Source organism: Sulfurospirillum arcachonense DSM 9755 (assembly GCF_000597725.1).
Classification (GTDB): domain Bacteria; phylum Campylobacterota; class Campylobacteria; order Campylobacterales; family Sulfurospirillaceae; genus Sulfurospirillum_A; species Sulfurospirillum_A arcachonense.
On sequence record NZ_JFBL01000013.1, the window covers coordinates 1 to 20,105 of the forward strand.

Sequence of the window (20,105 nt, forward strand, 5' to 3'; positions counted from 1 at the left end):
AGTATGTAAATTTCATCTTTTTAAGAAGACCTTTTTTATCTAGAGGATCTTTTATTCCATTAGCTAAATCTCTTGCTTGTGCTACTGCCATTAGGTTTGAACCTTGTTGACCATATGTACCTTTTGTATATAGATGCCATACTTCAAAGTTTACACCAGGAATAGAGTGAATTACTTTCTCTGTTACTGCTTTATCATATTTATAACAAAATGGACATGTATAGCTCCATACTTTAACTATAGTCCCTTTTTCTACACCTACAAGTGGTGTCTCAAGAGTCTTATAATTAACTCCCTCCTTATAATCCGCTCCAAATAGTGCTACTGCACTAACTACTAATGCTAAAATTACTTTTCGCAACATTTTTCTTTCCTTTTATATATCTTTACTTAAAGATGTATTTTAATTTTATAAATTAATTATAATCTAAAGAGTTAGGAAAAAAATAAGGAAAAAATAGGGAAAAAATTTTTGTAAATTTATTTGTATAGTTTTATTAGTTATTCTCATCAATAAAAAGTCTATACCCAATTTGTGGAATATTTTTAATTATAATACCAATTGGAAGTTTTTTACGCAAACTACTAACTACCGAACGCAAAGATCCAATTTCTGGTTCTTCTTCCCAAATTTTTGTTATGATTTCACGATAAGAGAGTGTTCGCTGATTATTTTTTACAAGAATATTTAAAAGTTCACGTTCATAATGTTCCATATGTATCTCTTCATTATTGACTATTAATTGTTGCAATTTAAAATCATAAAAATCTTTTTCATTAAAATAAAATAGGTGACTTTTTTGTGAAACCATACTTTGTGCACAAAGATTTAAAGATTCTTCTAATTCTTGAACTTTCACTGGTTTTATAAGATATTTAACCAAATTAAGCTCTATAGCTTTCATAAAATATTCTGTATTTGTATATGCACTAATAATTATAATAGGTATTGTAGAATTCAGTTCACGGATTTTAGTTGCTAATTCTAAACCGTTTAAATCAGACATTTCAATATCTAAAATAACTATATCATAACTGTTTTGTTGAAAATTTTGCCATGCTAACTCACCATTTTCTACGGCATCCACTTTATAAGAGAGAAATTCTAACGTTTGCACCATCTGTTTTCTAATCAACTCTTCATCTTCTGCATATAACACTTTTAAATCATAATCCATTTTTATTTTCCTTCTCTACCTGAGGCAATAAAATAACAAACTTTGCTCCAATATCACTATTGTTTACTTCAATACGTCCATGTATAAGAGTATCAACTATAATTTTTGCTGTATATAATCCCAGTCCTGTTCCAAATTTTTTATCCTTTGTACTAAAATACGGATCAAAAATTTTAGGTAGAACCATGTCTGGAATCCCACCAGCATTATCTTCTATAGTTATAGAATCACTGGTGATTGTCATATTGATTTGTCTATTTTCAATATTATTCATTGTCAATGCATCAATTGCATTATTTAAAACTACAGTTAAAACTTGTATGAGTTCATTTTTATAATTAGTATGATAATAATTGCTACTACTCTCAATTGAAAATACAATTTGATGCTTATTAAGTCTGCTTTCTACTAACTCAATAGCATACTCACATACTTCTTTTAATTGAAATTTTTCTTGTTGCCCTTTTTTAGAAAAAAAGTTACTAAAATCTTCAACAGTCATTGACATGTAATCAAGCTGCTGATATCCTTCATTAAGAACTTGATTGAGATACTTATTGTCTAATTTATTCAAGCGATTTGCTAAATAAATATTATTTAAAATTAAACTAAGATGATTAAGTGGCTGCCTCCATTGATGCGCGATACTTGCTAACATTTCACCCATAGTAGCAAATCTAGACTGTTCTAAAATTATTTTTTCTTGTTTAATATTTTCTGCTTGTGCATATTCTTTCTCTTGAATTATAGATTTAATCTTTAGATACATTGCCATACTAAGAGCAAAAGCTTCTATACATGCCAAAACCTGTATAACACTTTGATACTCAAAATATAAATTCAACTCAAAAATTTTAATAACATTTAATCCTATAGTAAAAAACACTATTCCACTAAATCCAAAAGTAAAAAATAATGCGAAAAAATTCCCTTTATAAAAGGCATATAAACCAGCAACCATATAAAGTAAATACAAAAATGCTGCATAATTAGAAATTTGTGCATTGAGTTGGAAAAAAGCTAATACTACAAAAGAAATATTCAGTGCATTGTTTAAAAAAGGCATATTTTTTTTCATATTTAGAAATTCTTTGGTAAAAAGCATTGAAAGAAAACTTATTAAAACACTTGAGCCTACTTTCAAAAACCAATAGGAAAACTCTGGAAATGGTTCAAGTAAATTCATCACAAATAACCGAAGATCAGAAATATAAAAAACTATAGAAAACTGATACAAGGCAAGTAAAAAATAACTTTTTTCTTTAACAGAAAAATACATAAAAAAATTATAAAACATCATTGTCAAAAGAACACCTAAAAAGAATCCATTATGATAGTATTTTTCTTTTTTAATTATAAAATCTTGTGTTTGTGTTGGTTCAGTTATATAAAGATAATAGAAATCATCAATATCTTTTGGGACATTTACATGTAAATAGAGTGTAACACTCTTGCTAGGAGGAATTACCATAGGAGAAGAGACACAATGATATTTTTTCTTATTGAATCTTTCTTGAAAAATAACCTCTTCTTTATCAACTAAATAAACATCAACATTAACTCGTTCCCAACGCATAACCAACTCTCTTTGCAAAGGAATATCTGTTGGATTATGGAGTGAAAGTTTCAACCAAAGATTATTATTATCTCTTTTCTTTCGAAGATATCTACGGAAATATTTAACTGTTTCAAACTTTTTTGAAGAACTAATAGCCTCTTTAATGTTTCCAATATTTTGCGCCATCTCTATTTTAGCATGAACAGGAACAATCTGCGGGGAAATATCAAGTGCTAATAGTTGGCATACTAGAAAAAACAGTAAAAATATATGTTTCATTTTATTCTTTTATAACTATTTTGTAACCTGTTTTAGAAATGTTTTTTATAACTTTATCAGGTAATTTTTTTCGTAGATTAAAAACCAATGTTCGTAACGCAGCATCAGTCATGCCATTTGGCCAAATTTTTTCTTCTATTGTTTTATACACAACTATCTCTTTAGGCGCTGTTAATAATAATTCAAGAAAAGCTTTCTCTTGAAACTCAAGAGGAATTTCTTCCCCATTAACAACCAATGTACCTAAACGCATACTATAATAATCCTTATCATTAAAATATCTTTCATAAGTATTAAGTGCACAAAGATTTTCACAGCAAATATTCAGTGCCTCTTCAAGATCAAGTAATTTTATAGGTTTTAATAAATACTTCACCAAGTTTAACTCAATAGCTTTTAAAAAGTATTCTGTATTTGTATAAGCAGTAGTAATGATAATTTGACTATTTTTATCATTTTGTCTAATCTTTTCAGCCAATTCAAGGCCACTCATCCCTGGCATTTCAATATCAGCAATGATAATATTAGGATTTTCTTTATTATAAGCTTCATATGCAGCATTTCCATCAGATACACTAATCACTCTAGCAGAAAGGAACTCTAAAGTTTTAACCATTTGTTGGCGAATAAGTTCTTCATCTTCTGCATAGAGTATTTTTACATTAGTCAACATATAAATCCTTTATCTGCATGTAAGTATATAGAAAAAATATTTAAAAAAAAAATTAAATTTATTTTTATACACTAAGAAGCATGGCACATCTTATAAAATTTTCTTTTTAAACCATTACTATACCGAAGATTACTCGAGTTTTTAACCTAAATATTTTGTATTAAGTCAAGATTTTTGTTGTTTTTAAGCCTATTAAATAGGTACTAATTATGGTTAATTTTATAAGAAGCTATACTTTTGCAAGATGTTGTTTAAAAATAATATTGTAGGTAGTAAAGAAATAGTATTTCGTTAAATAACTCAACACTATTTCTTCTGTTTTAAAATTTTAATGATTTGAGAATTATTTGCTTATACAAGGTTTAATCATATTTTCTGGTTTAATGATTTCATCAAGTTCCGTTTTACTCAGTAACTCTTTTTCTAAGACTATGTCATATACTGAACGTCCACTTTCTAATGCTTCTTTTGCAACATTAGTTGAGTTTTCATAACCAATATATGGGTTAAGTGCTGTAACTAATCCAATACTATGAAGTACTAAATCTTTACATCTATCTTCATTTGCTGTAATACCTATTACACATTTTTCTGCTAAAGTTTCAAAGGCATTTTTCATCATATTGATTGAATTAAAAAGGTTGTATGCGATTACTGGTTCAAACACATTTAATTGCAGTTGTCCACCTTCACTTGCCATTGTTATAGTTACATCTGTTCCTATTACTTGAAAAGCTACTTGATTTACTACTTCTGGTATAACTGGATTTACTTTACCTGGCATAATTGAAGATCCAGGTTGCATTGCTGGAAGATTAATTTCATTAAATCCTGTTCTTGGACCTGAGCTTAGAAGTCTTAAGTCATTACATATTTTAGAAATCTTTGTTACTACTCTTTTTAATACACCTGATATTTGTACATATGCACCTGTATCTTGTGTTGCTTCAACTAAATCACCTGCTGTTACGAAAGGACGTCCTGTTACATCTTGAAGTTTTTTTTCTACAACTACTGCGTATTGTGGATGTGAATTAATCCCTGTTCCAATTGCAGTTGCACCAAGATTCATCTCACGTACCAATTGTTGTGCTTCACCTAAACGAGCAATATCTTCATCTATCATAGTTACATAAGTATGAAATTCTTGTCCTAATGTCATTGGAACTGCATCTTGAAGTTGCGTTCTTCCCATCTTAATAACATCTTTAAATTCATCTGATTTTTTCATAAAAGCTTTACGTAATATTTTCATTGAATCTGTTAATTCATAAATTTTTTCATATAGTGCTATACGAAGAGCTGTTGGGTATGCATCATTTGTTGATTGTGAAAGATTTACATCATTATTTGGGTGTAAATATTTATATTCACCTTTGTCATGACCTAATATTTCTAAAGCACGATTTGCAATAACTTCATTTGCATTCATATTGGTTGAAGTTCCTGCTCCTCCTTGAATCATATCTACTACAAATTGATCATGAAGTTCCCCTGCAATGATTTCATCACAAGCTTCACAAATCGCATTCTTTTTATGTTCTTCTAACATGTCAAGTTCAAAGTTTGCTAATGCTGCTGCTTTTTTTACTTTTGCTAAAGAAATTATAAAAGTAGGAAATCCTGCTAATATAACTCCTGTAATAGAAAAATTTTCTTGTGCTCTTGCTGTTTGAACTCCATAATACACATTTATAGGGATTTGTTTGTCTCCTATTAAATCATGTTCTAGCCTTGTTGACATCGTCTATCCTTATTTCTCTTTTTACATATAAACTATTCTAATTTTACTAATGAAAATCTACTCTTCTAAAAACTTGGTATTATATCTTTTTTCAAAGACATTTAAGGTGACTTTTACAAAGAAATTTGCCTATTTTTTCATCATTGTAATATTAGAAATATTTCATCATTATTAATATACTTTTCATGGCAGTTTCTATATACTAATACAAACTGAATTGACTAGGAATTAATTAAATGAAGCACATTATAGTTGGAACGGCTGGTCATGTTGACCATGGTAAAACAGCACTTATTGAAGCCCTTAGTGGCTATGCTGGCGATACTTTAGAAGAAGAGAAAAAAAGAGGCATTACTATCAACCTTAGTTTTTCAAACCTCCAAAACGACAATACAAATGTAGCTTTTATAGATGTCCCTGGACACGAAAAACTTTTAAAAAATATGATAGCAGGTGCTTTTGGATTTGATGCATGTATGGTCATAATCGATGCAAATGAAGGAATCATGCCTCAAACTACTGAGCATTTAGAGATATTAAACCTTTTACATGTAAAGAGTATAATTATAGCTTTAACTAAAAGTGATTTAGTCACACCATCAGAAGTAGAAGAAAGAAAAAAAGAAATTCAAGAATACTTTAAAACCTTTTCATATCTGAGTCTCAAATCTATTATTCCAGTTAGTATCTATGACAAAGATTCTATTAAAAACTTAAAACAAGAACTTTTTAGCATTCCTATTATCGAAAAACCAAGCAATGGCCTTTTTAGATACTATATTGACCGTTCATTTTCACTTGCTGGTGTTGGAACTGTTGTTACTGGAACCGTGCTTGATGGTACAATAAAAATAGGGGAAAAAGTATTTGCTCCAGAACTTGAAAAAGAAATTGTGGTAAAAAACTTACAAGTTCATGACAAAGATGAAAAAGAAGCCCTGAGTTCTCAAAGAACTGCAATCAATTTACAAAATACAAAAGTAAATTTAAAAAAAGGAACTCTTTTATGTAAAAAAGGCTTTATTCGTGGCTTTACAAGTGTAGACGTTTGGGTAGAAGGAATTTCTAATCAAACAATAAAACATAATACTCAAGTCATTCTTTTTATAGGTACAAAACAAATAGAGACAAAAATATTACTTTATAGCGATGAAAATGAAATCTCAAGTGGTTTAGCAAAACTACAATTTCACTCCAAAATCTTTTTAGTTCATAATGAACCTTTTATTATCTGTAGAAGTGGTAAAACTATTGGTGGTGGACGAGTCCTTAATCCTATTAATGATCCAATCAAAAAGAAAATAAAAATGCCTCTTTTAGAAGCCTTAAAAAATGATGATTTTAAAACTGCCTTTGAAATACTTGTCAACACTCATAAAAGAGGTTTTGGTATTATATCTTCTAACCAAAGATTTGGACTCAATCATGATGAAGCTTTAAAAATTGCTCATAAAATGGAAAATGTTTTTGTTGATGAAAAAGGTTTAGTAATATATCCTCTATCTATAAAAAAAGAGCTAAAAAATAAAATAAATGCCATTTATGAAAAAAATGAATATGCCCTTCTTTCGGCAAACTCACTCTCTTTAAAAATTAAATGGGCAAGTGAATCTCTTTTAAATGATGTTTTACAAGACATTGTAAAAAGTGGTCAACTAGACTTAAAAGATGGTATATATAAAAATCCCAATATAAACGTAAACAATATAGATAAAATTATAGAAGAGAAAATGCACAATATCCTTCAAGAGGAGGGATTTATGCCAACTGCCCCATATAATATCTATGATGAATTAGATATCGATAGAAAAATGGGAGATGATGCTTTAAAAAGACTTACTAAATCACAAAAAGTTGTACGCCTTGCACATAATCTTTTTGTAACAACGGAGAATCTAAGTATAATAATAACAAGACTGAGAGAAATCATGAAAAACGAAGGAAGTGTTGATATCAACTCTTTTAGAAAATTTTATGACATGAGTAGAAAATATCTTGTTGCTTATTTGGATTATCTTGATCTTTATGATGATGTAAAAAAAGATGGCATGAAAAGAGTTTTAGTTTAAGAGTTATGAATGAACATAACTCTCTTGTAATATCTTATTTAATTGCAAATTTGTGATATGTATATCATCTAATATCTTGTCTACTTTTTGCATATCCAACTTTTCTATGGCTATGACTAATTTCAAAAGCTTACCTAACTCTCCTTTTCTATACAAAAGAGCTTCTTTCACATGATTCCCTAAGCTAATTTCTTCTAGTATTGTATCAAGGGGAATTTTTAAAATTACATCTATTAGAGATAATATACCAACAAAAGATGCTTCATGTATATCACAAGAAGTATTCTTCATCAACTTGACAATACTAGCCATAATTTTTGATCTATTTAATGCAAGATTAAATAGAGGGTTTTTCTCTACCTTAATTTCACTGTCCATTGACTTTGCAAACGCTATTAAAAGCAACCACTGTTTTAATGGTTTTTTTCCCAATAAAGATAAAACATGATTTACAGATGTAACCTCTTTTTTTAAGCCAATAAAACCTGAGTTAATAAATCTTAAAAGTTGGATAGTTAACTCAATTTCATTTTCTAATTCTTTTACAATTTGCTTTGTAGCAATATTTTCATCATCTAATAAATTAATGAGCTGAAATATTTTTTTAAATTCTGGATCTATTGATTTTTTTTGCAAAACGTCTGGTTTTGCAAAAAAATACCCTTGAAAAAGTATACAACCATATGCTTTAAAAAGTTCATAATCTTCTTGTGTTTCAACTTTTTCTGCTAAAAGTTCAAAATTATATTTTTTAAAACTCTTTAAATATTTTTCTATAGCATTTTCTTTTATTAATGATACATCTAATTTTAAAATATCTATATAAGGAAAAATTGGAATAAATCTTTCTATAAATCCATCATTAGAATGAACATCATCAAGAGCAAATTTATACCCTTGCTCTTTTAACATTTTTATACGTTCTATAGTTTTTTTATCTAAAATTGTATCTTCAAGTATTTCTAAAATAAAACGATCTTTTGGTATATTAAATAAAATTGGATCAAAAAGGAATTCTTGATCAATATTAATAAAAGCCAAGCTATCATTCACTAATGAACTTATACCAAAATGATTAAGTGCATTTACTAAGACCTTAGCCGTTGCTAAAAGTTCATCTTCAAATAAAGCATGCATACTACCATTATTATCAATTGTTCTAAATAAAAGTTCATACCCATAAATTTCATTATTTACATCAATTATCGGTTGTTTTGCTATATAAATATCTCTTATCATAACAATTCCTTATACAAAATACGATTTATATTATCTCATAGTTAAAATAAAATATTATTAAAAATTCTTATTTTGTGCAAAGTTCTTGAAACCACTCTTCGTTTTGTTCGCTTCTTGTCTCTTTTGATTTGTATAAATTCTTCAAAACAGAAATCAAATCATCTTCACTTAAAAATTCCAACATATTAAGCTCCATTGGAGTTGCATTGGGATCTGATTCTATGAGTTTAGCAATCTCTTTTATTAATTCTTCTTTATTGTCCATCTAATTCTCGTTTAAAAAATATTTGTAATAGCTATTGTATAATAATTTCAGTAAATTCTAAAGGTTTAATATGACAAAACAGCTTATTATGATAACTTCAGTCCTTAGCACATCTTTATTTGGAGCAACAGATGCTCAAATAATAACCTACTTTGAATCTAAAATTCCTGTCCCTACAGTCAAAGTCGATATCTCCTCAAGAGTTTCTATTGCTAATATAAAAGATATGGATTATGTTTCGCTTAATATAAGTGATGGCACAAGAGTTCAAAAACTCTCTGTATTTACTCAAGGAGATCTAATTTTTCCTGATGTCATTAGTGTAAAAGAGGGAAGTATAAAAGATAAACTAGATAAACAAAAACTAATACGAGAATTATCTATACTCTATAAACAAGAAGATAAAAACAATATTATAACCTTAGGAGATGATCCTCAAAAAGAAACATTAGTAAAATTTACAGATCCTGAATGCCCATTTTGTTATAAAGAAATACAAAAAATAGAAACGAAACTTCAAACATATAATTTAAAACTTATATTTACACCTGTACATGATAGAAGTTCATTGGAAAAATCAGTTCTTATTTATAGACAAACTAGTAAAGCAAAAGATTTAGGCAAAAAATTACAAATTATTAAAAAATATTTTAATAGCGATGTAGATGAAAAAGTAAGTGATGAAGAAGTACAAAATATAGAAAATTTAATAAAAAAATACTTTGCAGCTGGTCTTGAAGGTGTTCCTTTTTATGTAAACGAGAAAGAATTATTACAATAAATAAAAAAAAGGTATAATACTTGATTAAAATAAGGAGTATTAATGTTCAATATACCCGATGTTTTTTTATTTATTATTATATTTATTTTAATTGTCTTACTTGTTCTAAAATCAAAACAGCTTAAAAAAATAAGTTCAAAATCAGAAGATTTAGATACTGTTTTAAATGCTATAAATTTACCTATTTTCTATAAAGATAAAGAAGGTAACTTTAAAGGCTGTAATAAATCTTTTAATACAAGTTTTGGTAACTTCAAAAAACAAGCGATAAAAGAACTCAATCAATTTAAAACTTCTCAAACAAAAGAAATAGACTTAATTTATGATAATGATATTACAAAAGCTACTATAGTCAACTTTACAAACTACCTAAATGGTTCGATTGGTGTTTTATTTGATACAAGTGAAATGAAAAGTAATAAAGCAAAAATAATCAAACAAAAAGAAAATTTAGAACTTATTTTAAAAGGTTCACGTGAAGGTTATTGGGAATGGGAAGTAAAAAATGACAAACTTATCCTCTCAAAAAAAGCAAAAGAAATTTTAGGTTACTTAGAACATGAAAAAGCCCCTGATAATATAAAAAATTGGCTCAATTTAATAGAATCATATGATATAGCTTCAACTAACGAAGCAATTGCTGCACATCTGGCAGGTAAATCTCCTTATATAGATGTAGAGCATAGACTTAAAACATCACTTCAAGAAGTATGGGTTAATTTTAGAGGTAAAGGTATATATGGACCAAACAATGAAATAACTAAAATCTATGGAACTATAAGAGACATAAGTTTACAAAAAACAGAATTAACAAAAATAAAACGTCAAAGAGATTTGTTTATGACATTTATGGATAATTTACCTGCTCTTGCTTTTATGAAAAATCAAGAAGGAACATATTTATATATAAATAGCTTTTTCCAAAAGTTATTGGGTTTTAAACCGTGGGAAAATAAAAAAATCAAAGATCTATTTAATGAAACCGTAAGTAAAAATATAGAAAAAAGTGATCGAGAAGCTTTTTATGAAGGTATATTTAAACACGAAGAATTAATCCCTAATGAAGAAGGAGTTAATAAACTCTTTGAGACTTATAAATTCCCAATAGAAAATGATAGTGAAAAAGTTTTATGTGGTTTTGGGCTAGATATAACCAAAGAAAAAGTTTATCAAGATAAAATTAATCTTTACGCAAAAGTATTCAATACCACTACAGAGGGAATGATTATAACAGATGATAAAGCAAATATTGTATCTGTTAATAGTGCCTTTACAAAACTAACAGGATATAGCGAAAAAGATGTTTTAGGTAAAAAACCTAGTATACGAAAATCTTTTAAACATTCTTCTGCTTTTTATCAACATATGTGGAAAGACTTACTCACTCATGGAAGCTGGACAGGAGAAATGTTTAACAAAAACAAAGATGGGACAATTATCCCTGAGAGAATGAGTATCAATGTAGTTTTAAACGATAAAAAACAAATAATAAATTATGTTGGAATATTTCAAAATATACAAGAACAAAAAAATATAGAGGGCAAACTTAAAAAAATGGCTCATTATGACTTGCTTACAAACCTTCCAAATAGAACTCTTTTTTATGACAGATTAGATAAAGCAATACAAAGATCTGATAGAGAAGATAGTATGTTAAGTATAATTTTTATAGATTTAGATGATTTTAAGCAAATCAATGACACTCAAGGGCATAGTAATGGCGATATTGTTTTAGCTACGATATCAAAACGATTAAGTCATGTAGTTAGAGAAACTGATACTATTGCAAGACTTGGTGGTGATGAGTTTGTTGTTATATTAGAAAAAGTGAATCAACTCACAGATGTTTCAACTATCGCTCAAAAAATCATTGAAGAAATTGGAAAACCTATAAAACTCTCTACAAATGAAAGTTGTACCATCAGTGGAAGTTTAGGAATAAGTACCTATCCAAACCAAACCAAAAATAAAAAAGAGTTACTAGAGTTTGCTGATAATGCTATGTACGAAGCAAAAAATACTGGTAAATGTTGTTACATATTTTACACTCCAAGTTAACAAACCATTCACAATAGATTGATAAAATACTTTTTAGGAGTACAGTATGAATCCAAATATATTAATGATAGAAGATGATATAGAATTAGCTGAAATTTTAACTGCTTTTTTAAAAAAATATAACGTACATGTAGAGAATTATGATGATCCCTATTTAGGCATAAGTGCATTAAATTTAAAAAAATACGATTTACTTATATTAGATCTCTCTTTACCTGGTATGGATGGCCTTGAGATATGTAAAGAAGTGAGATCAAAAGATGATATACCTATTATTATTTCAAGTGCCAGAAGTGATGTAGAGGACAAGATTATAGGACTTGAGCTTGGTGCTGATGATTATCTTCCAAAACCTTATGAGCCCAAAGAGTTATATGCAAGAATTATGAGTGTTTTAAGACGATATAAAAGAAATACAAACACACTTGAAGATGAAAAACATAGTGATATAAAACTTGGTAAAAATGAAGATAGTATCTTTTTTATGAATAAAGAGTTAACTCTCACAAGGGCGGAGTTTGAAGTTCTCTCTTATATGCTTAAAAAAAATGGTTGTATCGTTTCAAGAAGTGAATTGATAGGAAATGCCCCTTCTTTAAATAATGAAAACGATAGTAGAAGTTTAGACGTTCTTATAAGTAGAATTAGAACCAAACTAGGAGAAAACTCTAAAAATCAAAAACATGTTAAATCAATACGAGGTATTGGTTATAGGTTACAAGCTTGAAATGGTATAACTCAGTAATAACAAAAATATCTATAATTTTTGCAATAGCTATGATGGGTTTCTTTGCCATTTTATTCATTTTTCATATCCAAATACTAAAAGCACAAACTGAACAAATGCAAAGATTTGCTCAAGTTGTATTTAATTCTGCCTACAACCAACAAAGTGGTGATTTTAACATGCAACTTCTCAAAAAAGAAGGTTTTGAATTAGTTACAGATACAAACTTAAAACAACAAATTAGAACAGCACTCCAACTTCCACCAGAACGAAGACATATGCGAAGACACAATAACAACTTAAGACTTCGAGCAATAGAGTATAAAAGAGATTTTTATATAGCACTGCGAGGTGGGATGTTTTTTAAAGCTCCTCATGAAAAAAACATGCTCCCTCTAGTATTGCTTCCTACCATTGCTGTATTATTACTTCTGTTTTTATATATAGCGATTATTAGAAGTATCCTGCCTATTTATGGACTTAGACAAAAAGTAAAAGAGTTTGCTGATGGCAATTACGATATAGATTGTAAAAGCAATAAAAAAGATGAAATTGCAATTTTATCAAATGAGTTTGACAAAAGTGTCAATAAAATTAAAAAATTGAGAGATTCAAGACAACTTTTTTTGAGAAATATTATGCATGAACTTAAAACTCCTATTACTAAAGGAAAACTTTCATGTGAAATGATAGAAGAATCAAACTATCAAACAACTCTAAAAAATGTTTTTAGAAGACAAGAAGCTCTTCTTGAAGAATTTTCAAGAATAGAAAAACTAAGTGCAAATGAGCTTAATATTAATACTCAAGAATACGCTTTAGAAGATGTTGTAGATTTTTCTCTTGACATATTAACTCATGACAAATCAAATGTTATATGTAAACTAATCCCAATGACCATCAATGTTGATTTTGAGCTCTTTGGTACTGCTATAAAAAATCTCTTAGATAATGGTATAAATTATTCCGATGATTTACAAGTAACTATAGAATCTACACCAAATCAAATCATCATTTCAAATCACGGAGATGAGTTAGAATTTCCCCTTCAAAAGTATGCAGAACCTTATTTTTTAGATGGAAAAAAACAAAGAAGCTCTCGTGGACTTGGTTTTGGCCTTTTTATAACTTTACATGTAATAAGACTACATAATATGAAAATAGAGTATAATAGGGAAAACCAGAGGAATATATTTACAATACATGTTAAGAAAATCAGAAAAAAATGAAAAGAAAAGAGCTATAGCGCTTGCAGCCATTCCACTACTAGCGCAATCAGGATTAGCTAAAACTTCTGTAGAATCAATTGCTTTAGCTGCAAATGTTGCAAAAGGAACAGTTTATCTCTACTTTAAAACAAAAGAAGAAATTATTTTAGAAATTTGGAACTATGTCATGGAATTATTAGATGAAAATAGATCTAAAAGATTTAAAACATGTTCTTCAGCTGCACAAAAACTTGTAGTATATTTTGATTTTTCTATCCTTGAAAAGTATCATTCAATGGATATACTTTTAAAATTATTCGCTATGAATATGTCTATTATTTTAAATTTTTCTCATCATGGGCTTATTCAAAATTTTAAAGATGAGAGAAAAAATGAATTATATGAAATAGAAAAAATTTTAAGAGAAGGGGTTTACTCAAAAGAGTTTAAAGATATAAATGTTGAACTTATTGCTGAACTCTTTGCAGATAGTTTTAAAGGAACTATTATAAATGCCATAGCTATTGGTAAAAACATCGATGAAATAAGAGCTGAACTGCACCCTCAAAGGGATTATCTTATAAGCTCAATCAAATCTTAAGAAAACTTTAGATATAATCAGCCAAATTCAAGACTTCTTTAAAGAAGTACAAAACCTATTCAAGACTGACAAAAAGACTCAGCAAGCTAGTAGGTTTTTACATACTAGTTATACCGAGTTACTCACCCGTATTTGATTACTCAAAAAATTTTTATGTAGTAGAATATTTCTACACACTCTTCATGCCCGAAGTTTTGGACAAACAAAAACAGGAAACACAATGGAAAAAACAGCAACAAAAACAGTAGAAGAAACAAAAACAGTTTCATTTGAATCATTTGGATTATCTCCAGAAATTATGCAATCAATCAAAGAAGCTGGTTTTAGAGAACCAAGTCCAGTACAAGAACAATCTATACCTTTAGTATTAAAAGGTCATGATATCGTAGCACAAGCACAAACAGGAACAGGTAAAACTGCTGCTTTTGGTTTACCAAGTATGAGCATGATTGACTCAGCATCAAATAAAGTACAAATTTTAGTAATTACTCCAACAAGAGAATTAGCAACACAAGTAAGTGATGAACTTTATACACTAGGAAGAAACTCTGGTGTTAGAACAGTAACTATTTATGGAGGAAGTTCATACTCTCGCCAACTTGGTCTTATCCAAAAAGGAGCAAGTGTAGTTGTAGCAACTCCAGGACGTATGCTTGACCTTCTAAAAAATGACAGATTACCAGGATTTGCTCCAAGTATAGTTATCCTTGATGAAGCAGATGAAATGCTTGATATGGGATTTTTAGAAGATATCGAGAGTATATTCTCTTTCCTTCCAGAACAAAGACAAACTCTTCTTTTCTCAGCAACTATGCCAGAGCCTATTAAAAGACTTGCTAAAAGAATTTTAAAAGACCCTCAATATGTAAGTGTAACTCCAAAAGATCACACAACAAATGATGACATTGAACAACAATATTACGTAATTAACGAGTATGAGCGTGATAGTGCAATGGTAAGACTTCTTGATGCAACAGATCCTGTAAAATCAATTGTATTTTGTAGAACAAAAAAAGAAGTAGATCGTCTTTCAAATCACCTTATGGCTGTAGGTTACTCAGCAAAAGGTCTTCATGGTGATATGGAACAAAATCAAAGAGAAAGCGTTATCAAAGCATTTAGAAGTTCTCAACTAGAAATTCTTGTTGCGACTGACGTTGCTGCACGTGGACTAAATGTAACTGATATTTCTCATGTATTCAATTTCCATATGCCTTTTGATCCAGAAAGTTATGTTCACCGTATTGGTAGAACTGGACGTGCTGGTAAAAAAGGAACAGCTATTACACTAGTAACTCCAAACGAATACCACTCAATGCAAAGAATTGGAAAAAAAGTTGGTACTGACTTAAACCATAAACTTGTTCCTACTTTAGTTGATGTAAATAAAAATAGATTGAAAAAAATGGCACATGATATAACTCATGCTCCACTTAATGACAACGCTCAAGAGTTATTAAATCTTTTAGAAGAAGATATGGATATGGCTCAAATAGCTTTAAAACTTATTTCAACAATGATGGATAAAAACTCTCCACAAGGCCCAGATAAAATTGGATTTGATAAACAATCTCTTCTTAGCATGATCAAAAGAATCGGTGAAAAAGATAGAAGTAAAGGTAATAGACGTTACGGAAGAAGCTCAAGAGGTGGCCGTGATGGTGGTGGCTATCGTGGAAACCGTGGTGGTTCTAGCAGAGATGGTGGCGGAAGTCGTGGTGGAAGAAGTTCAGGAAGTCGTGATGGCGGTGGATCTAAAGACGGTGGTGGAAGAAGTTCTAACAGCCGTAACGCATCAAGTGATAGAAACTCAAGAAGAAGACGCGACTAAATATAACTATTATTCATTTACATGTAAAGGTTTTTCCTTTACATGTACCCCATTTTAATTTTTCCTCTCCCTCCTTTTTTATATCTCAAAAACTCATTTTAAATATTACTTATAATATATATTATATTTATAAATAATTCTTGACATACTTAGTAATGTTCGTTATAATTATGAACATATGTTCAAATTATTATTAAACATAAAAATTAACTAAAGAAGAAACTATGCAAGAAAAAATTATGGCATGTAACAATAGTACATGTATAAAAAGTACTGAGTGTGAAAGATATGATTTATTTAAAAATGAAGTAAAAGAGTTTACAACTAATGGAGGAACAAAAGAAAAAGGTTGTAAAAAATTTATACAAAAAAAATAACCCTAAATTTATATTATGAAATAATTTTTACTGCAAAAGACGATAACTATAAGACATGGTGCTGATGATATGACTCTATAAGAAGTATATCAGGCTTATTAAAACAACAAATTGAATTACAATATTTAAGGATAAAATATGAAACTAGTATTCCCAACAGATGCAAATGATGGCTATTTAAGTAAACGTGGTGCTCACTTTGGAAAAGCAAAATTTTACACTATCGTAACTTTAGAAGATGACAAAATAATTAATGTTGAAGGTATCCAAAATCCTGGTCATAAAACAGGTGCTTGTACTAATGCCATTGACAATATTATGAGTTTTAACCCTGATGCGCTTATCGTTGGTGGGATTGGGGGACGCCCTGCTGAAGGTTTTGCTAAAGCTGGATTATCTGTATACTTTGATCAAACTAGCCCAACAGTTCAAGATAGTTTAAAACAATTTTTAAATAATAAATTAGAAAAAAGCACTGGTCAGGGTACTTGTAGCCATAATTAATATTAATATTTAATTAAAATAAATTTTTATATTTAATTAATCTTTTTAAAGATAGAATTAACGGTATAATATATACTCAATTATAGCTATGTTATACCGAATTATAAAAAAGGATTTTATATGAAAATTTCTACTCGTATACTTGTTATTATAACATTATCCCTCATTCTCTTAGGAACTCTATTAACATATTTTTTTAACAAAACTATTAATAGAGAAACAGACATATTTTATACAAAATATGAAAAGACTTTATATGCACAAAAAAAAGCTCAAATAAAAAATGCTACAAAAATCGCATTTGCTGTTATAGAAAGAATCTATCAAGATAAAACAGCAGAAGGTGCGACTGAAAAAGAAATTACAAAAGATGTTATAGCTAAGCTTAGTAAAGCTTTCTATTTTGATGATAACAATGGATTTGTCTTTATTACAACAGATACGGGAACAATGGTATCTTATCCTAAACACCCACCATTACAAGGTAAAAACTTTTGGAATTCGAAAACTAAAGACGGTGTCCTTTTTACACAAGAAATGATAAAAAAAGCTAAAAATGGTGGTGGTTACACTAGATTTATCTTTCCAAAAAAACCAGGAACACCCCCTAAACTAAAGATTGCTTATACCCAAGAATTTAAACCTTACAAATGGACTGTAGGTTCAGCTGTATTTGTAGATGATATTGAAGGTGAAATTAATGTTTTAAAAGAAGCAACAGATAATGATGTGCGTAAAGAGTTAATTTTTGTTCTGAGCGCATCAGCTATAAGTATCATTCTTATTATATTAATCAGTACCTTTTTAATCAAAAAATATATGGTAAATCCACTGAATGAAATGATTGATAGAACAAAAGATTTATCAAGTGGAAATGGCGATTTAACTAAAAAACTCGATATTGTAGGAAAAGATGAAATAGCCCAAGCTAGTACACAGATAAATAACTTTATTGAAAAGGTAAGAATTCTTATATCTGAAGCAAAACATATTTCAACTGAAAACTCTTCTATAGCACATGAATTGTCTACTACCTCATTAGAAGTAGGAAAAAGAGTTGAAGAATCTACCAATATAATAAACAATACCACTAAGCAATCAGCCATTGTAAAGGATGAGATGAATGCTAGTGTCGAAGAAGCTAAAACATCACAATCTGACTTGGAAAATGCCAATAAATTCTTAGAAGAAGCAAACAAGGCCATTCTTAATCTAACAGATGAAATAAAAGTAAGTGCTTCCACTGAAATAGAATTAGCTCATAAAATACAACAGCTTAGTCAAGATACAGAACAAGTGAAAGATGTTCTTCAAGTAATAGGTGACATTGCAGATCAAACAAATCTTCTTGCACTAAATGCTGCAATTGAAGCAGCAAGGGCAGGTGAACATGGACGAGGATTTGCAGTCGTTGCAGATGAAGTTAGGCAATTGGCTGAAAGAACTCAAAAATCATTAGTAGAAATAAACTCAACAATAAGTGTTATTGTTCAATCGATTATGGATTCAAGTGAACAAATGACAACTAATTCAAAAAAAGTGGAAGCTCTAAGTGACACAGCAACAGATGTAGAAACGAAAATTGCTGACTTATCTAAAATCATGACTGAAACAACAAATATTTCTCATAAAACAGTTGATGGTTATCTTAGAACTGGTGCAGATATTGAAAACATTATTTCTGGCGTTACTGAAATAAATGATATTTCAACACATCATGCTAGAAATGTAGAAGAAATTGCAAGTGCTGCTGAACATCTTAATAAAATGACGGAATCTCTTAACGATAAGTTATCAGAATTTAGAACATAATAAGATAAAAAAAAGCATATGTAACGTATAAATTTATCAATATAACTCACTTACATGTAAAGGTTTTTAAACCTTTACATGTAATATCTAATTTCTTCTTTTATACTCTTCATATCCAAATTCTCTTACTATCTCCATATCTCCATTTTCACGAAGTATTGTTAAATTTGGAAGTTTTATGCCATTGAAAGTTGTGTTTTTTACTATGGTATAGTGAATTTGATCTTCAAAGATTATTTTATCTCCTACATGTAAAGGTTTATCAAAAGAGTAATCACCCATAATGTCACCTGCTAAACAAGTATTACCACCTAATCTATAAGTATATTTCTTCTCATTCGCTTCTCCTGCTCCTCTTACTTCTGCTCTATAAGGCATTGCTAAGGTATCAGGCATATGTGCTTCAGCTGAGCTATCAAGGATGGCGATTTTCATACCATTGTCTACTATATCTAATACTGTTGTTACTAAAGTACCACTTTGCCACCCAACAGCTTCCCCAGGTTCAATAAACACTTCTACACTATATTTTTCTTTAAAATCATATATGAGTTTTATAAGTTTTTCTACATCATAATCTTTTCTCGTTATATGATGCCCTCCACCAAAATTTATCCATTTCATTTTTGAGATAAACTTACCAAATTTCTCTTCAAAGCTTTTCAAAACTTCTTCTAATGCATCAGCATCTTGTTCACAAAGAGCATGAAAATGTAAACCTTCCACCCCATCAAGTTTGCCTTCTTCAAAATTCTTTTTTGTAATTCCCAAACGACTGTGCAATCCACATGGATTATACAAATCAACTGGACTTGAAGAAACTTCAGGATTAAGTCTAAGCCCAATAGAAACTTTTTTTTGTGCTTTGTCTTTATATTTTTCTAATTGAGCAAAGGAGTTAAATATAAGATGATGACTTAAACTGAGTATCTCTTCTATCTCTTCTTCTTTAAAAGCAGGAGAATACGTATGAATCTGCCCTCTAAAATACTCTTTAGCAAATTTTGCTTCATGTAGTCCGCTACATGTACAACCACTAAGGTAGTCACTCACTAAATCAGCAAATCCACTAAAAGCAAATCCTTTGAGCGCAAGCAAAACTTTTGCTCCACTTTTTTCACTAACATATTTTAAAATTTCTAAATTTTTACGAAGAAGTTTTTCTTCACAGAGATAATATGGTGTTTTAAGATTGCTCATA

At 29.2% G+C, this 20,105-nt stretch carries 18 protein-coding genes; 10 read left to right on the forward strand and 8 right to left on the reverse strand.

The window, feature by feature from the left end:
• The 5 genes from K354_RS0110295 to aspA form a co-directional block, all read right to left on the reverse strand.
• Positions 1 to 364, reverse strand: a 364-nt coding sequence (locus K354_RS0110295; protein WP_024955416.1) for a hypothetical protein, incomplete at its 3' end; no start/stop codon positions are given.
• A gap of 133 nt (positions 365 to 497) precedes the next feature.
• Positions 498 to 1,178 carry a response regulator transcription factor gene (locus K354_RS14750; protein WP_024955417.1) on the reverse strand — a complete coding sequence of 227 codons (681 nt, stop codon included), beginning with the start codon at positions 1,176 to 1,178 and terminating at the stop codon, positions 498 to 500.
• Positions 1,168 to 3,015 (reverse strand): sensor histidine kinase, encoded by a 1,848-nt coding sequence (locus K354_RS14755; RefSeq protein WP_024955418.1) that lies wholly within the window; start codon positions 3,013 to 3,015, stop codon positions 1,168 to 1,170. The genes K354_RS14750 and K354_RS14755 overlap by 11 nt, the downstream gene beginning before the upstream one ends.
• Position 3,016: 1 nt before the next feature.
• Positions 3,017 to 3,688, reverse strand: coding sequence for a response regulator transcription factor (locus K354_RS0110310; RefSeq protein WP_024955419.1), 672 nt, complete (start codon positions 3,686 to 3,688; stop codon positions 3,017 to 3,019).
• Positions 3,689 to 4,031: 343 nt separating this feature from the next.
• Positions 4,032 to 5,432: an aspartate ammonia-lyase gene (gene aspA / locus K354_RS0110315; protein ID WP_024955420.1), complete on the reverse strand. Its 1,401-nt coding sequence runs from the start codon at positions 5,430 to 5,432 to the stop codon at positions 4,032 to 4,034.
• A gap of 236 nt (positions 5,433 to 5,668) precedes the next feature.
• On the opposite strand from aspA, the gene selB reads away from it, so the two are divergent.
• A complete protein-coding gene (selB, locus tag K354_RS0110320) occupies positions 5,669 to 7,501 on the forward strand; it encodes a selenocysteine-specific translation elongation factor (RefSeq protein ID WP_024955421.1) in 1,833 nt (610 codons plus the stop codon).
• 3 nt (positions 7,502 to 7,504) lie between these two features.
• Here the strand turns inward: selB and K354_RS0110325 are convergent, their stop codons facing one another.
• A complete protein-coding gene (locus K354_RS0110325) occupies positions 7,505 to 8,740 on the reverse strand; it encodes an EAL and HDOD domain-containing protein (protein ID WP_024955422.1) in 1,236 nt (411 codons plus the stop codon).
• A 67-nt stretch (positions 8,741 to 8,807) separates the two neighbouring features.
• Positions 8,808 to 9,005, reverse strand: a complete 198-nt coding sequence (locus tag K354_RS0110330; RefSeq protein ID WP_024955423.1) for a hypothetical protein — start codon at positions 9,003 to 9,005, stop codon at positions 8,808 to 8,810.
• A 70-nt stretch (positions 9,006 to 9,075) separates the two neighbouring features.
• Here K354_RS0110330 and K354_RS0110335 point away from each other — a divergent pair, with 70 nt between their 5' ends.
• The 9 genes from K354_RS0110335 to K354_RS0110375 all read left to right on the forward strand — a co-directional run bounded on the left by K354_RS0110335 (position 9,076) and on the right by K354_RS0110375 (position 18,904).
• Positions 9,076 to 9,786 (forward strand): DsbA family protein, encoded by a 711-nt coding sequence (locus K354_RS0110335; protein WP_024955424.1) that lies wholly within the window; start codon positions 9,076 to 9,078, stop codon positions 9,784 to 9,786.
• A 42-nt stretch (positions 9,787 to 9,828) separates the two neighbouring features.
• Complete coding sequence (locus tag K354_RS14760; RefSeq protein WP_024955425.1) at positions 9,829 to 11,844, forward strand: sensor domain-containing protein; 2,016 nt, start codon at positions 9,829 to 9,831, stop codon at positions 11,842 to 11,844.
• Between the two features lie 46 nt (positions 11,845 to 11,890).
• Positions 11,891 to 12,571, forward strand: coding sequence for a response regulator transcription factor (locus K354_RS0110345; protein ID WP_024955426.1), 681 nt, complete (start codon positions 11,891 to 11,893; stop codon positions 12,569 to 12,571).
• Complete coding sequence (locus K354_RS0110350) at positions 12,568 to 13,800, forward strand: ArsS family sensor histidine kinase (RefSeq protein ID WP_024955427.1); 1,233 nt, start codon at positions 12,568 to 12,570, stop codon at positions 13,798 to 13,800. Before K354_RS0110345 ends, K354_RS0110350 begins: the two co-directional genes overlap by 4 nt.
• On the forward strand, positions 13,775 to 14,380 hold the full coding sequence (locus K354_RS14765) for a TetR/AcrR family transcriptional regulator (RefSeq protein WP_024955428.1): 606 nt from the start codon (positions 13,775 to 13,777) through the stop codon (positions 14,378 to 14,380). The genes K354_RS0110350 and K354_RS14765 overlap by 26 nt, the downstream gene beginning before the upstream one ends.
• A gap of 220 nt (positions 14,381 to 14,600) precedes the next feature.
• On the forward strand, positions 14,601 to 16,211 hold the full coding sequence (locus K354_RS0110360; RefSeq protein ID WP_024955429.1) for a DEAD/DEAH box helicase: 1,611 nt from the start codon (positions 14,601 to 14,603) through the stop codon (positions 16,209 to 16,211).
• 224 nt (positions 16,212 to 16,435) lie between these two features.
• Positions 16,436 to 16,588, forward strand: a complete 153-nt coding sequence (locus K354_RS15120) for a hypothetical protein (protein ID WP_169733433.1) — start codon at positions 16,436 to 16,438, stop codon at positions 16,586 to 16,588.
• Between the two features lie 138 nt (positions 16,589 to 16,726).
• Positions 16,727 to 17,092 (forward strand): NifB/NifX family molybdenum-iron cluster-binding protein, encoded by a 366-nt coding sequence (locus K354_RS0110370; protein WP_024955430.1) that lies wholly within the window; start codon positions 16,727 to 16,729, stop codon positions 17,090 to 17,092.
• 120 nt (positions 17,093 to 17,212) lie between these two features.
• The gene (locus tag K354_RS0110375) at positions 17,213 to 18,904 is read left to right on the forward strand and encodes a methyl-accepting chemotaxis protein (RefSeq protein WP_024955431.1); all 1,692 of its coding nucleotides are present in this window, start codon (positions 17,213 to 17,215) and stop codon (positions 18,902 to 18,904) included.
• Between the two features lie 87 nt (positions 18,905 to 18,991).
• Here the strand turns inward: K354_RS0110375 and nspC are convergent, their stop codons facing one another.
• Entirely contained in the window at positions 18,992 to 20,104 is a 1,113-nt protein-coding gene (gene nspC, locus K354_RS0110380) for a carboxynorspermidine decarboxylase (RefSeq protein WP_024955432.1), read from the reverse strand.
• Position 20,105: the final 1 nt, after the last annotated feature.

Excerpts from the sequence above, each read along its gene's own strand:
- aspA (WP_024955420.1), bottom strand. The coding sequence starts at position 5,432 with ATGTCAACAAGGCTAGAACATGATTTAATAGGAGACAAACAAATCCCT.
- K354_RS0110360 (WP_024955429.1), top strand. The coding sequence starts at position 14,601 with ATGGAAAAAACAGCAACAAAAACAGTAGAAGAAACAAAAACAGTTTCA.
- selB (WP_024955421.1), top strand. The coding sequence starts at position 5,669 with ATGAAGCACATTATAGTTGGAACGGCTGGTCATGTTGACCATGGTAAA.
- K354_RS0110330 (WP_024955423.1), bottom strand. The coding sequence starts at position 9,005 with ATGGACAATAAAGAAGAATTAATAAAAGAGATTGCTAAACTCATAGAA.
- K354_RS0110370 (WP_024955430.1), top strand. The coding sequence starts at position 16,727 with ATGAAACTAGTATTCCCAACAGATGCAAATGATGGCTATTTAAGTAAA.
- K354_RS0110375 (WP_024955431.1), top strand. The coding sequence starts at position 17,213 with ATGAAAATTTCTACTCGTATACTTGTTATTATAACATTATCCCTCATT.
- K354_RS0110325 (WP_024955422.1), bottom strand. The coding sequence starts at position 8,740 with ATGATAAGAGATATTTATATAGCAAAACAACCGATAATTGATGTAAAT.
- K354_RS14750 (WP_024955417.1), bottom strand. The coding sequence starts at position 1,178 with ATGGATTATGATTTAAAAGTGTTATATGCAGAAGATGAAGAGTTGATT.
- nspC (WP_024955432.1), bottom strand. The coding sequence starts at position 20,104 with ATGAGCAATCTTAAAACACCATATTATCTCTGTGAAGAAAAACTTCTT.
- K354_RS14755 (WP_024955418.1), bottom strand. The coding sequence starts at position 3,015 with ATGAAACATATATTTTTACTGTTTTTTCTAGTATGCCAACTATTAGCA.
- K354_RS0110310 (WP_024955419.1), bottom strand. The coding sequence starts at position 3,688 with ATGTTGACTAATGTAAAAATACTCTATGCAGAAGATGAAGAACTTATT.
- K354_RS15120 (WP_169733433.1), top strand. The coding sequence starts at position 16,436 with ATGCAAGAAAAAATTATGGCATGTAACAATAGTACATGTATAAAAAGT.
- K354_RS14760 (WP_024955425.1), top strand. The coding sequence starts at position 9,829 with ATGTTCAATATACCCGATGTTTTTTTATTTATTATTATATTTATTTTA.
- K354_RS14765 (WP_024955428.1), top strand. The coding sequence starts at position 13,775 with ATGTTAAGAAAATCAGAAAAAAATGAAAAGAAAAGAGCTATAGCGCTT.
- K354_RS0110335 (WP_024955424.1), top strand. The coding sequence starts at position 9,076 with ATGACAAAACAGCTTATTATGATAACTTCAGTCCTTAGCACATCTTTA.
- K354_RS0110345 (WP_024955426.1), top strand. The coding sequence starts at position 11,891 with ATGAATCCAAATATATTAATGATAGAAGATGATATAGAATTAGCTGAA.